A 14,629-nucleotide genomic window follows, 5' to 3' on the forward strand; every position below is an offset into this window, starting at 1 on the left:
AGAGTTTTTTTCATCAGGAAAAATATCAATAACGGAATGATCAAAAACAAAATAGAGTAAATGATCAGTGCTACCCAATCACCTGCACGATTTAAATACTCAAAGGTTCGAATGCCTTCATCTAAAAACGCTATTATATTGGTTAATAAAAAACTGACAAACAGTAATAATAAAGGGTATTTGTACTTCATAAAAAAAGCCATTTCTAACAGAAACGGCTTTTGTATTTTATGTATTGCTTTTTAAATTTATAAATCAAATTTAATGCCTTGTGCTAAAGGCAATTCATCAGAATAGTTTACTGTATTTGTTTGACGACGCATATAAACTTTCCAAGCATCAGAACCAGACTCGCGTCCTCCTCCAGTTTCTTTTTCTCCACCAAAAGCACCACCAATTTCAGCACCAGATGTTCCGATGTTGACATTAGCAATTCCACAATCAGAACCAGCATAAGACAAGAATTTTTCTGCTTCTTTCATTTCATTTGTCATAATTGCAGAGGATAACCCTTGCGCTACACCATTTTGTTTTTCAATAGCATTTTCAACGTCTCCTGAGTATTTCATCAGATATAAAATTGGAGCAAATGTTTCATGCTGAACAATTTCAAAATGATTTTCAGCTTCAATAATAGCCGGTTTTACGTAGCATCCAGACTCATAGCCTTCGCCTTCTAACACACCACCTTCAACCAATACGTTTCCACCTTCAGCTTTTGCTTTTTCAATCGCAGCCAAATAGGTGTTTACAGAATCTTTATCGATTAAAGGACCAATATGATTTTTTTCATCTAATGGGTTACCAATGGTTAATTGTTCGTAAGCACCAACAATAGCATCACGTACTTTATCGTAAACAGATTCGTGAATAATTAAACGTCTTGTTGATGTACAACGTTGCCCACAAGTTCCAACAGCTCCAAATACAGCACCAGGAACAACCACTTTTAAATCTGCTGTAGGTGTAATAATAATGGCATTGTTACCACCCAACTCTAATAAAGATTTCCCAAAACGTTCGGCCACAGTAGTACCAACAATTCGTCCCATTCTTGTAGAACCTGTTGCAGAAACTAACGGAATTCTGGAGTCTTTAGTCATAAACTCACCAACTTTATAATCACCAGTAATGATGCAAGAAATACCTTCTGGTAAATTGTTTTCTTTTAAAATTCCAGCGATAATATTTTGACAAGCCACAGAGCATAAAGGTGCTTTTTCAGACGCTTTCCACACGCAAACATCACCACAAATCCAAGCTAAGGCTGTATTCCATGCCCAAACTGCAACCGGAAAGTTAAATGCAGAAATAATTCCAACCACACCAATTGGATGCCATTGTTCTCTCATCACGTGTCCTGGACGTTCAGACGGAATTGTTTGTCCGTTTAATTGTCTTGATAAGCCAACAGCAAAATCACAGATATCAATCATTTCCTGAACTTCTCCATAACCTTCCTGTAAAGATTTACCCATTTCATAAGACACTAATTTACCAAGTGGTTCTTTTAAATCTCTTAATTTATTTCCAAATTGACGAACAACTTCACCACGTTGAGGAGCAGGCACATCTCTCCAAGATTTGAATGCTTTAGTCGCAGCATCCATTACTTTCTCATAATCTGCTTTTGTTGTTGTTTTTACTTTTCCTATCAATTGACCATCAACTGGAGAATATGATTCAATAATGTCTCCACTCGAAAAATTATTAGATCCTGTAGATGTTCCTTCATTTAAATCTTTAACGCCTAATTGTGTTAAGGCTTCTTTTATTCCAAAATCGGTAGCGATTGCTTCCATATCTGCTTATTTTTTATGAATTATTAAATTTTGACGCGAAGTTACTAATAAAAAGTCATTTTCCCTTGAAGAGCGTTGCTTAATAATGTAACTTTAAAGCACTTATAAACACTGTGATTTCTGAAGCAACAACAAACAGCAATGACCAGACTAAATTCAGTATTTATAAAGCATAGTCAACATGAGAGTAAGAAATCTTATAAAGACTTCTCGACTGTTCTTGATATGACAGTAAAACGAATTCTATTAATCTAATAACGAATTCTATTTTATCAACAACACTTAAAAAAAAGGAACCTTTAAACTTATAGAATACTTTAATTTTATAGTATTCGGCTATCAATTGATGGTTTGAATGTTAAACACAAACCACTAAAATATGACTCAATCCATGAAACTAAATCAGATAATCACACTCATACTAAGTCTTATAGTTGTTTTTTCCTGTAAGAAAAAAGATAGCATCACTCAAGAGACCGACAGCCTATTTAAATACAGAGACTACATCAGTTATACCTCATCTGGATTGCAATCTGTTGCCGAGCCGATTACAATCAATTTAGCTAAAGATGTAGAAGGCTGGGAAAAGGAACAAGACATTTCTGAAAATCTTATAAAAATTTCTCCTCACACTGAAGGCACTCTTAAAACCTTAAACAGTCATACTTTAGTATTCACACCTGATGAGCATCTAGAACCTGCTACAGAATATACTGTTATGGTTAAGTTAGATGAAATCTATAAAAACATGCCAAAAAACTATGAAGATTATGTGTTTCAGTTTAAAACCATCACGCCTAGTTTTAGTTTGATTACTAAAGATTTACAATCGTATTCAAAAAAATGGCAATATTTAGAAGCGGTTATAAAATCTGCTGATATTATTTCTGTTGAAGATGCAAAAACATTAGTTGAAGCTTCACAAAATGGAAAACCTTTAAACATTCATTTCAATGAATTGATCGAAAACTCAAAGTATTTTGAATTTAGAATCGACAGTATTAATCGTATGGTAGAAGATTCTGAAATCCTTGTAAAATGGGATGGAAAACCGATAAAAGCCAATAATAAAGGTGAAAACACATTAGCCATTCCTGGAATTAACAACTTCACCATAATCAATGTGGAATCTGTAAAAAGTCCTGAGCAATACCTTTCCGTTAACTTTTCTGATCCTTTAAAAAAGCAGCAAAACTTTGATGGTTTGATTACCATTCAGAATGTTAAAAACCCAAAATTTAGTGTCGATGGTAATGTGCTTAAAGTTTATCCTGAAGGCAAATTAGTTGGTGACATTCAAGTCGATATTTTTCAAGGCATTTCTAATACAGATGGTTACAAATTAAAGACTGCCTTTTCTGAAGTCATCTCTTTTGAAGAATTGAAACCAATGGTTCGGTTGATTAGTAACGGAACAATATTACCAAATTCAAACGATCTTAAATTCAATTTTGAAGCCGTAAACCTTAGCGCTGTAGATATTCGTGTGATTAAAATATTTGAAGATAATATCTTACAATTTCTTCAGGACAATCCAATAAATAGCAACAACGAAAATGAAATCAAACGCGTTGGTCGTCGCATTGCAAAACAAACCATTCAACTGCAAACTTCCACAGAAAATACAGGGAAATGGGAAGCTTACAGCATCGATTTGTCTAAGTTTTTTAAAGCTGATCCTGGAGCTATTTATCGCGTCGAACTCAGCTATAATAAAAATTATTCATTGTATGATTGTGAGGCAAACCCAAATAGTGATGTAAGTGAAGATGATGAATATGACGAGTACTATTATGAAGAGGATTATTATTATGGCGATTATTCAGACACCAATACCGAAGATGAAGATTTAAAGGAAGAAGAATATTGGGACAATCGCACTTACAGATACCGAAACTACACGTATAACTGGAGACAACGTGAAAATCCGTGTCATGAGGCGTATTATAATGAAAGTAAAATCGTCTCTCAAAACCTCTTGGCATCCAATTTAGGTGTGATAGCAAAACAAGGCGCAGATCATACCTATTATTTTGCTGTGACTAATATTCTGACTACAAATCCTGAAACTGGAGCGACTATAAAATTGTTCAACTTTCAGCAGCAAAACATTGCTTCCATTTCAACAAATACGGAAGGTCTGGCAACGATTGAAGCAAACAACTTTGCTAGTTTCGCCATCGTTTCTAAGGGAAGTAATACAAGCTACTTAAGACTTACTGATGGCAATTCGTTATCCTTAAGCAAATTTGATGTGTCTGGAAATAGGCTACAACGCGGACTTAAAGGTTACATCTATGGTGAACGTGGCGTTTGGCGTCCTGGAGATTCATTGTTCTTAACGTTTTTGCTAAATGACAAAGCGAATCAACTTCCTGAAGGTCATCCTGTAAAATTAGAAGTTAGTGATCCCAACGGAAAGTTGATTTATAAAAATGTCACTTCAGATCACTTAAACAACTTTTACAAGTTTATTGTACCAACGTCTTCTGAAGGCAAAACCGGAAACTACAGCGCAAAAGTGTCTGTTGGAGGCGCACAATTTTATAAGACTTTAAAGGTTGAAACGGTTAAACCAAACCGACTCAAAATTAAAATTGATTTTGAAGATGACGTCCTCTCAGGAACAAAACCACTCAACGGAACGCTTGACGTAAAATGGTTACATGGTGCTCCAGCAAAAAATATTAAAGCTGAAGTAAAAGCAAAATTCAGTACCTCATACACCAGCTTTAAACATTATAAAGGTTACATTTTTAGAGATCCTACAAGACAATTTAATTCTGAAGAACTCAATGTCTTTGAAGGTAGTCTTGATGCAGACGGAAAAGCAACAATTAACACAAAACTTGATATTGGAAAAAATGCTCCAGGCATGCTAAATGCTCAATTTTTAGTGAGAGCCTTTGAGAATGGAGGTGATTTTTCTTTAGATGCATTTACAAAAACCTATTCGCCTTACGAATCCTACGTAGGCTTGCGTTCACCTGAAGGCAACTATTATGGTTCCTATTTTACAGATGTCAATCAAACGTTTGACTTGGCAGTTGTTGACAAAAATGGAAACCTTGTAAAACGTGATAATCTGGAAATTAAAGTCTATAAAATCGAATGGCGTTGGTGGTGGAATTCCTCTTATGACAACCTATCCAACTATGTATCGAGCAGTTACCACAGACCAATTCTTGAGCAAAAGGCATCTACAGATGCTACTGGAAAAACATCGTTTACGATAAAAATTCCTGAAAACGACAGAGGTCGTTACCTCATCAGAATTTACGATCCTGTCAGTGGTCATGCTACAGGACGAACTGCTTATTTCTATAAAAACTGGTCTGGATTCTCAGCAGGAAACGATAAAGAAGCTGCTAAAATGTTGGTGTTTGCTTCAGATAAAGAAACCTATAATGTTGGTGAAACGGCTACGATTACATTTCCATCAGGTCATGAAGGAAGAGCATTGGTTAGTATTGAAAATGGCTCAGATGTCATTGATTACAAATGGGTAAAAACGACTCAAGGTGAAACTAAAGTTGAGATTCCTATTACCTCTGAAATGGCTCCAAATGTATTCTTAAATATCTCGTTGTTGCAACCTCATGCGATAACCACTAATGATTTACCTATTCGTTTGTATGGTGTGATTCCTATTCTGGTAGAAGATCCTAAAACGATTCTTGAACCAGAATTACAAATGGCAAGTGTACTTCGACCTGAACAAGAATTTGAAGTTTTCGTTACAGAAAAAAACAACAAACCTATGACCTATACCATTGCCATGGTTGAAGAAGGCTTGTTAGATTTAACACGTTTTAAAACACCAAACGCATGGGACGAATTCTATGCTCGTGAAGCTTTAGGTGTTAAAACATGGGACATTTTTGATGATGTCATTGGAGCCTATTCCGGAAGTATTGATCAGGTGTTTGCCATTGGAGGTGATGGAAGTGCTGCAAAAGGTAAAAACAAAAAAGCGAATCGTTTCAAGCCTGTCGTCACTTATTTAGGTCCTTTTAAATTGGAAGCTGGTGAACGAAACTCACATGTTATACAACTTCCAAATTATATTGGAGCAGTTCGAACTATGGTTGTCGCTGGAAACAACGAAAAGGAAGCTTATGGAAGTACAGACAAGTCCGTTGAAGTTAAAAAGCCATTAATGGTATTGGCAACTTTACCAAGAAAATTAAGTCCTGGAGAAAAAGTCACACTTCCGGTAACCGTTTTTGCAATGGAGCCTAACGTTAAAAATGTCAACTTAAGTTTAAAATTAAGTGATGGGATTTCTGTCGTTGGTAATGCAACGCAACAATTATCATTTGCTAAACCAGATGAGCAAATGGCCTATTTTGAACTGGATGTTAGCAAAGCAAAAGGTGTCAATACTGTTGAAGTCATTGCGACTGGAAATGGAGAAACATCGACTTATAAAGTAGAATTAGATGTGGTAAATCCGAATCCGATCACTTCAAAATTTGAAACTGCAGAGCTAGAAGCAAATGCCACTGAAACCTTTAGTTTTTCAACCTTTGGAGTGCCTGGAAGCAATTTTGCAACTGTAGAATTTTCAACGCTTCCTCCAATGGATTTCTCAAAACGATTACAATACTTAATTCGTTATCCTCATGGTTGTGTGGAGCAAACCACTTCTGGTGTATTTCCACAGTTATACTTAACAGATATTTTTGATTTAACCTATGAGAAGAGGCAAAAAATTCAATCTAATATCGAAAATGGCATTAAGCGTTTAGGAAATTTCCAAAGACCAAACGGTGGATTGAGTTATTGGATGGGTGAAAATTTAGCTAATGATTGGGGAACAAGTTATGCTGGACATTTTATGATTGAAGCCGAAAAGAAAGGTTTCGTATTACCGTTGACTTTTAAAAGCAACTGGTTGAGTTATCAAAAACAAGCTGCAAGAGAATGGAGACTAAGTTACAGACGCTACAATTCAGATTTAGCACAAGCTTACAGATTATATACATTGGCATTAGCTGGAAGTCCGGACTTGGCATCAATGAACAGATTACGTGAATTTGAAGAGATTTCAAATGAAGCAAAATGGCGATTGGCTGCAGCTTATGCTTTAGCTGGACAAAAGGAAGCAAGTGAACAACTTTCAAGAACTGCAAACATAGATTTTCAACCTGTTGATCATAATAATTATACTTATGGTTCTGTAAATCGTAATCGAGCCATGGCACTTGAAACGATGATTATTACTAAAAATCCTAAAGCTAGAGACCTTTCAAAAGAAATTGCTAAAGACTTAACCAGTGATCGTTGGATGAGTACGCAAACCACAGCATACAGCCTTTTGGCTATGGCAAAATTAGTGGAAGCAAATGGTGGAAAAGACATGAAATTCACCTACACTTTTAATGGTAAAACGGAAACTATCAATACCAAAAGTTCTATTGCACAACGTGAACTATCTGTGGTTGATGGCACAAATACTTTAACTCTTGAAAATGCTGAAAACAATTTGGTTTACGTTAGAGTTTTGAACTCCGGAAAATTACCTTTAGGACAAGAACTCACTGAACAACGTGGTTTAGGTGTGTCTGTAATCTATACAGATTTAAAAGGAAATCGTATCGATGTAGATAAACTTCAACAAGGGCAAGATATTGTGGCTAGAATCACTGTAAGCAACAAAGATAATCGCAGTTTAAATGACATCGCTTTAACACAAATTTTTCCATCAGGATGGGAAATTGTAAACACACGTTTTACCGACTTTGGAGATACCACAACAAGTACTGCCAGATATACAGATATTAGAGATGATCGTGTGAACTTCTATTTCGATTTAGGAAAAAATGGAAGTAGTCAAGGCACAAAAGTCTTTACAGTGATGTTGAATGCTGCTTATTTAGGACGCTATTATTTACCAGGAACTCAGGCTGAAGCCATGTATGATAATGACTTTTTTGTGAGAACTAAAGGACGTTGGATTGAGGTTGAGAAGTAAGTATTGGAATTTAATCATGTATGATGGGATTCTGAAACGAGTTCAGAATGACGACGATTTCAAATTATTAAAAACATGAAAAATAACAAACCATACTATGCAGTAATTTTCACATCTTCTCATTCTGAAAACACAGAAGGTTATATTGAAATGGCAGAACAAATGGAAGCACTTGCTAAAAAACAATATGGCTTTTTAGGTATTGAAAGTGCTCGAAGTTCTATTGGAATTACGGTTAGTTACTGGAATAGTTTAGAGGCTATTAAAAACTGGAAACAACAAACTGATCATTTAAAAGCACAACAAAAAGGCAGGCATGATTGGTACGATTGGTATAAAGTTAGAATCTGTAAAGTGGAACGCGATTATGAGTTTGAAAAAGCTAAATCATGAATCATGAGATTTTTTAAATTAAGTTTAAAATAACTATAATGAAACTAATAAATTACATAAAGTCCAATAAAAAGAAAACAATTGTCCTTTTTGTTCTTTTGACAGCATACTATTTTTGTTTACCAAACCACTTATTTAAGGATCCAACTGCCACAGTAATTACTTCTAAAAACAATGAATTGTTAGGAGCAAAAATTGCTTCTGACGGTCAATGGCGATTTCCATATAATGACAGTATTCCTGAAAAATTTAAAGCGTGTATTGTTCAGTTTGAAGACGAATACTTTTACAAACATCCTGGTTTTAATCCTGTTTCAATTTTTAAAGCTTTAAAAGACAACATCAGTTCTGGAGAAGTGAAACGCGGTGGAAGCACGTTAACACAACAAGTCATACGTCTCTCAAGGAAAGGCCAATCAAGAACTTATTTTGAAAAAGTAAAAGAACTTATTCTGGCTTCACGATTAGAATTACGCGATTCTAAAGAAGACATTTTGGCTTACTATAGTAGTAATGCGCCTTTTGGAGGAAATGTTGTAGGACTGGATGCAGCCGCCTGGCGTTATTTTAATAGAGATGCGCATCAACTATCTTGGGCAGAAAGTGCCACTTTAGCTGTGCTTCCAAATGCGCCAAGTTTAATATATCCTGGAAAGAATCAGGAACGCCTGCTACAAAAGCGTAATAGATTACTAAAAAAACTTCTGGATAACTCCATTATAGATTCACTTACTTATGAGCTTTCCATTATTGAAGGCTTGCCACAAAAACCTTATGCTTTACCTCAAATTGCTCCACATTTATTGCAAAAAGTATCACAATCTAATACAGGTGAACGTATTCAAACAACAATCGATACAAAGCTTCAAGAACGTGTGAATCATATTGTGAAAAACCACTATAACTTTCTGAAGCAAAACGAAATCCATAATGCAGCTGTTTTAGTTTTAGATGTTCATACCAGAGAGGTTCTTGCTTACATTGGTAATTCGCCTACAGATCGAGTACATCAAAAAGATGTTGACATTATTGATAAACCTCGAAGTACAGGAAGTATTTTAAAGCCGTTTTTGTATGCAGCCATGTTAGATGCAGGAGATCTGTTACCCAATACTTTAGTTGCTGATGTCCCTTCTCAATTTGGAAGTTATAATCCTGAAAATTTCAATAAAGAGTTTGATGGTGTCGTTCCTGCCAATCGAGCCTTATCGCGCTCATTAAATGTTCCTGCAGTAAGAATGCTTCAAGATTTTGGATTGGACCGATTTCGTCATTATTTAAAACAATTACACCTTAAAGATTTAAAATACAACACCAACCATTATGGGTTGTCGCTTATTCTTGGAGGAGCCGAAAGTAACCTTTGGGATTTATGTAAAAGCTATGCCGCTTTGTCTTCGACATTAAATCACTTTTCTGAAACATCTAGTGAATATTACACCAACGAATTTGTTGAACCAACCTTTATGGCTTCAGAATCTATAGACTTCGGTAAAACATCTTCTGATAAAACCTTGTTCGATGCTGCTTCTATCTATCTAACTTACGAAAGTTTAAAAAAAGTAAATCGTCCTGAAGGTGATGAGAGCTGGGAGTTTTTTGACGACTCTAAACAAATCGCTTGGAAAACAGGAACTAGTTTCGGATTTCGGGATGCTTGGGCTATTGGAACTACTAAAGATTTTGTTGTTGGTGTCTGGGTTGGTAATGCAGATGGCGAAGGCAGACCAGGTTTAGTTGGCGTTCAAACTGCAGCTCCAATTCTGTTTGATGTGTTTGATGTCTTGCCAAATAGCGATTGGTTTTCAAAACCTTTTGACGAAATGCAAGTCGTCAAAATTTGTACTAAAAGTGGACATAGAGCGTCTTCCATTTGTGACGAAACCGAAGATAATTACATTCAAATAAGTGGATTAAAAACAGAGCCTTGTCCGTATCATATTCTTGCTCATGTAGATAAAACTGAAACCTATCAGGTAAATTCTTCTTGTGAAGACTTAAATAACATCAAGCATAAGCCTTGGTTTGTATTGTCTCCTTTAAAAGCCTATTACTACAAAACCAAAAATCCGTTTTATAAACCCTTACCAAAATTACGATTGGATTGTATGGGAGAAAATCAGGTTGCCATGAGTTTTATTTATCCTGATATAAATAATTCTGTATTTCTGCCAAAAGATTTTGATGGAGACACTAATGATTTGATTTTGAAAATAGCACATTCAAAGCCTGAAACTAATGTCTATTGGTATTTAGACGAAAAATATCTCGGAACAACTAAAGACATTCATGAATTAGCAATTATTCCAAAATCAGGAGAGCATTTGATTACTGTTGTAGATGAATTTGGTAATGAGGCGAAGCGGAAGATTTCAATTTCGGAGTAAACTCTTTTTGTAATTAATGTTTTAGGGCGTTTAAAAAGTCTTGTCTTCTAGATCTAGAAACAGGAAGTTTATGGTTGTTGGGCATAATCACATAACCTTCATTTAGGTATTTTTCAATATAACTTAAGTTTATAACATAAGATTTATGAATTAAATAAAATGATTGATTTTCTAACAAATTATTAAAGTAACCAATGCTGTAAGAGCTCAAAATTGGTTTTCTATTCATAAAATGAATATTTGTGTATCCATTATTACCTTCAAATAATAGTATATCAGCCATTTTGACAAATTCAAGTCCCTCTTGTGAAGGAATAACAATTTTTTTATTTTGAAATGTTTGCACGCCTAAGTTTTCAATAAGCTGTTTGTTTTTTTGTAATGCTGATTTATCCTTAATGTTTTGAGTGGCTTTTTTAACTGTTTCAACCAAATCTGTATTATCTACTGGTTTTACTAAATAACCAATAGCGCAATGTTTAATAGCTTCTATTGCATAATTATCAAAAGCTGTAGCAAAAATGATTTCAAAATCGGGAGATTCTAATTCTGATAACAGATCAAAACCACTCATTTTTGGCATGGCAATATCTAGAAAAACTAACTGCGGTTTTAATTTATTTATTAATTGAATACCTTCTTCTGGACTTTGTGTTTCTGCTATTATAATAACATTTGGACATAATCGTTCTAATTTGTTTTTTAGAATTGCTAACGCTTTTCGTTCATCATCTATTAAAATTGCATTTATGGTCATTAATTTTGAATGTGCTTAAATGTTAGAGTAACAATAGTGCCTGTTTTTGTGGAATCTATTTCAGAAATATCTCGAATGTTATATTTTATAAACCAATGCTTTCCTTTATTAAGTAAGTCTAAGCGTTCACGAAGTACTGCAGAAGAATTCGATTGGTAGTTTTTAGAGGAAGCTTTAAAAATAGCTTTCGATTTATTGATGCCAATTCCATCATCTTCAACTTTAACTTCAAAGGTATGTGTATTTAGTTGTTTGAAATTTATAGTAATTATTCCATTTTCTTTTTTGTGAAAAAGCCCATGATTAACTCCATTTTCAACTATTGGTTGTAATAACATAGATGGGATATGTTGCTCTTCAACATCAATGTCTTTACATACAGAAATATTAAATTCTAATTTTTCTTCAAAACGCAATTTTTCAATCTCAAGATATTTGGTTAACAGTTCTATTTCTTCCTGAATTGTAATACTTTGTCTTCTTGAGTATTCAAAAAACAACCTAATAAGTTGCGAAAATTTAGATAAGTAGTTTTCAGATAATTCTACTTCTTTACGCTGTATAAAATATTGGATAGCATTGAGAGAATTATGCACAAAATGGGGATTCATCTGACTTCTTAGAGCCTGAAGTTCTAATCCAGAAATACGTTTATCTTGCTCAGCTTTAGACTTAATTCTTTTTTTATAAGCCTTTGTGGACAGTATAATAAATGCTAAAAGCAACATTCCAAAAGCAATTTTACTAGATGTAGTCTCGTACCATTTAGGAAGTACTTTTATATACTGTTTAATAACACTACTGTTATTGTGCTGATTTGTTGCTTTTACTTCTAAGGTATATAAATTAGGCGATAAGTTAGAAAAGTTAAGAACTTTAGTCTCTGTATTTACCCATCCTTTTTGAGTTGGTAATAATTTGTACTGATACGTTATATGTTCTTGGTTGACGTAATCATGTAAAGCAAATGTGATAGATACATTATCACGTTCATCACCTTTATAGCTAATTGTATCATTAGAGGTCTTAAAGTAAAGCTTGACTTTTTGTTTATAAACAGGGTTATTAAGGTTAAGTTTTGCTAAACCTATATCGCTTGCAGCATATAAATAGTTATCTTCTATATAAATATCATTGGTATTGTTTTGTAATAAGCCATCTGTTTCATAAAAGGCATCTATTATTTTAGAATTAGTTAAATCTCCTAGATTTAATTCAATCTTTTTAACACCTTTTTGAGTGGCTAACCATACCACATTATCAATTTTCAAAATACGTTGTACGGATAAGCCATCTGTTTCTTTTATATGATATACTTCCGTTTCATCATATAAATAAATGCCTCTTCCATCTGTTCCAGCGCATAAATAATCTTTGGAAGCACTTATACTACTCACAGATACATTAAGCAACTCATTTTTAAGTTTTAATTTTACCAAACTATCATTACTTACTAGCTGTAAACCATCACTGCCTCCAATATATAAATTATCTTTAAAGACTTCTGTAAAGAGCAAACCGGATTTTTCAATTAAGGCTTTACTAAATTCATTGGGATTCTTGCTTTTTATTAGATACTTTCCTGTAACAAAATAATTTTCACTCTGGTAATAAGCCAAATCTTTTATTCCTCCCAAATAAGGATTCATATGCTTAAATCTATAGAATTCTAGTGATTTAATATTTAACACCTCAAGTTTTGATTGTCTTAAACTGTAAGTTTTATTGGCAGAAATAAAATAGTTTTGATTAGTAATAGGATTCTCTTTTATTTGATAGATTTCTGCATTTGATTTATTAAATTGGTTTAGAGGATAAAAGGTATTTGTATCATTGTCTAGCTTAAAAAAACCTTCATCATTGATGCCTGCATAAAATCCTGTTTGAATGCTATTTATTTTCTGTACTTTTTTATTTAGTAAATAATAATGGGTTTGCAATTGCGTGTTAGGTATTAATGAAACACCATTTGATAGATCTGTTAACCAGATATTTCCTTGACTATCTTTGTAACTTGACTTTCCTAAATTTTCTGAAAATGCATAGGTGTTTTTAAAATTTAGCTGATAATCAAACACCATTAAACGTCCTGGAATACTAACTTGAATTTCTGTTTTTGTTCCGATACATCTAAAGTATTTAGTATCTTTTATACCAATGAGATCTTTGAAGGATTTATAATAGGCTTTATACGTTCTAAAATCGATAAATAAAACACCTTTTCCTATAGCGTAATAGGCCACTTGATTATACAGCAAACCTTGATTTTCTATTTTTCTATTTGTATAATTAAGAGGAAAACTTATTGGAATTTCTTTTTTAAAATTTAACTCCCAATCAAATAATAATATTTTGTTCTTTTGAAAAAAAAGATATTCTTTTGTTTCAGGATTGGGCATTCCAGGCATTACAATACCATTAACGAAGCTATGTTTTTGCTGAATATTTAATAATTTTTCATTAAACACATCTCTTGTTTCTAATGAATATAATCCAGTATCAATAATATTTGTATTATTAAATCGTTGAAGACCTGAAGAACCATATATCCATAAACTATAATTTATAAATTTTTCAAACTGGACTTGCATGAGTTCAGGTAGGTTTTTCTTTAATACTGATGACTTTAAATTAACTCTATTAGATAGCTCACCTCTTTTTAAAATCTTCTTTGATTCTGTAAACCCTAATGAAATCATTATTGAATATATATTTTCAAAAGTTAACTTTCTTTCATTAAATAATCTTGAATACAGTGGTTTATCAAATACTTTTAACCATTCATTTAGTGTTTGCTCATGTATTCCCATTTCGCTTGCTAATCTTTCTTTGGAATACATAGGCTTTATATTTGAGTCCGCTATGGTTAATAATGATTGTATTGTAAATTTTGAAGTATCAATATTTGATGGAACATAAAAATTGCCATATTCGATAGCATCATATAATATTTCGGAAACTTCTTTATCGTTAGCTAAACGCTTTCCATTAGAAAGACAATCCCAAAAGAAATGAAAGAAATCATCAAAGGCTAATTCCTTAACTCTATTGTTTAAATAGACTCCTATTTCTAAAAGTGTTTTTGATTCTGGCATAAGCAAAATGATAAAGGCAAGATTTTAAATCTTGCCTTTATTTTTTAAGAGTTTGGATTTTCTTCTCCTCTTGAATCCCAATAGTTGTCATTATTTGGATTCAAGTTATCAGAATGGTTATCTGACTCTTCCTTACTGTAATCATAATCATCTCTTAAAGACATAATTTAAAGTTTTAAAGATTAAACATATCTCAAAATTAAATATCAAGAATTTTA

The 14,629-nt window shown here is 33.3% G+C and carries 6 protein-coding genes; 3 read left to right on the forward strand and 3 right to left on the reverse strand.

Annotated features, from left to right (window positions below):
• Positions 1-248 precede the first annotated feature (248 nt).
• Entirely contained in the window at positions 249-1,802 is a 1,554-nt protein-coding gene (gene amaB / locus ACRHNM_RS00975) for an L-piperidine-6-carboxylate dehydrogenase (RefSeq protein WP_431132744.1), read from the reverse strand.
• A 391-nt stretch (positions 1,803-2,193) separates the two neighbouring features.
• Between amaB and ACRHNM_RS00980 the strand changes: the two genes are divergently transcribed.
• From ACRHNM_RS00980 to pbpC, 3 genes are all read left to right on the forward strand, one after another.
• Positions 2,194-7,779: an alpha-2-macroglobulin family protein gene (locus ACRHNM_RS00980; RefSeq protein WP_431133995.1), complete on the forward strand. Its 5,586-nt coding sequence runs from the start codon at positions 2,194-2,196 to the stop codon at positions 7,777-7,779.
• A gap of 75 nt (positions 7,780-7,854) precedes the next feature.
• A complete protein-coding gene (locus tag ACRHNM_RS00985) occupies positions 7,855-8,172 on the forward strand; it encodes an antibiotic biosynthesis monooxygenase family protein (RefSeq protein ID WP_431132746.1) in 318 nt (105 codons plus the stop codon).
• Positions 8,173-8,210: 38 nt separating this feature from the next.
• Positions 8,211-10,559 (forward strand): penicillin-binding protein 1C, encoded by a 2,349-nt coding sequence (gene pbpC / locus ACRHNM_RS00990; protein ID WP_431132748.1) that lies wholly within the window; start codon positions 8,211-8,213, stop codon positions 10,557-10,559.
• 13 nt (positions 10,560-10,572) lie between these two features.
• Here pbpC and ACRHNM_RS00995 read toward each other — a convergent pair whose 3' ends face one another.
• Positions 10,573-11,316, reverse strand: a complete 744-nt coding sequence (locus ACRHNM_RS00995) for a LytR/AlgR family response regulator transcription factor (RefSeq protein ID WP_431132750.1) — start codon at positions 11,314-11,316, stop codon at positions 10,573-10,575.
• Positions 11,316-14,411, reverse strand: a complete 3,096-nt coding sequence (locus tag ACRHNM_RS01000; RefSeq protein WP_431132752.1) for a histidine kinase — start codon at positions 14,409-14,411, stop codon at positions 11,316-11,318. The genes ACRHNM_RS00995 and ACRHNM_RS01000 overlap by 1 nt, the downstream gene beginning before the upstream one ends.
• Positions 14,412-14,629 lie beyond the last annotated feature (218 nt).

The sequence above is a fragment of the Psychroserpens mesophilus genome, from assembly GCF_050617655.1.
GTDB lineage: Bacteria > Bacteroidota > Bacteroidia > Flavobacteriales > Flavobacteriaceae > Psychroserpens > Psychroserpens mesophilus_A.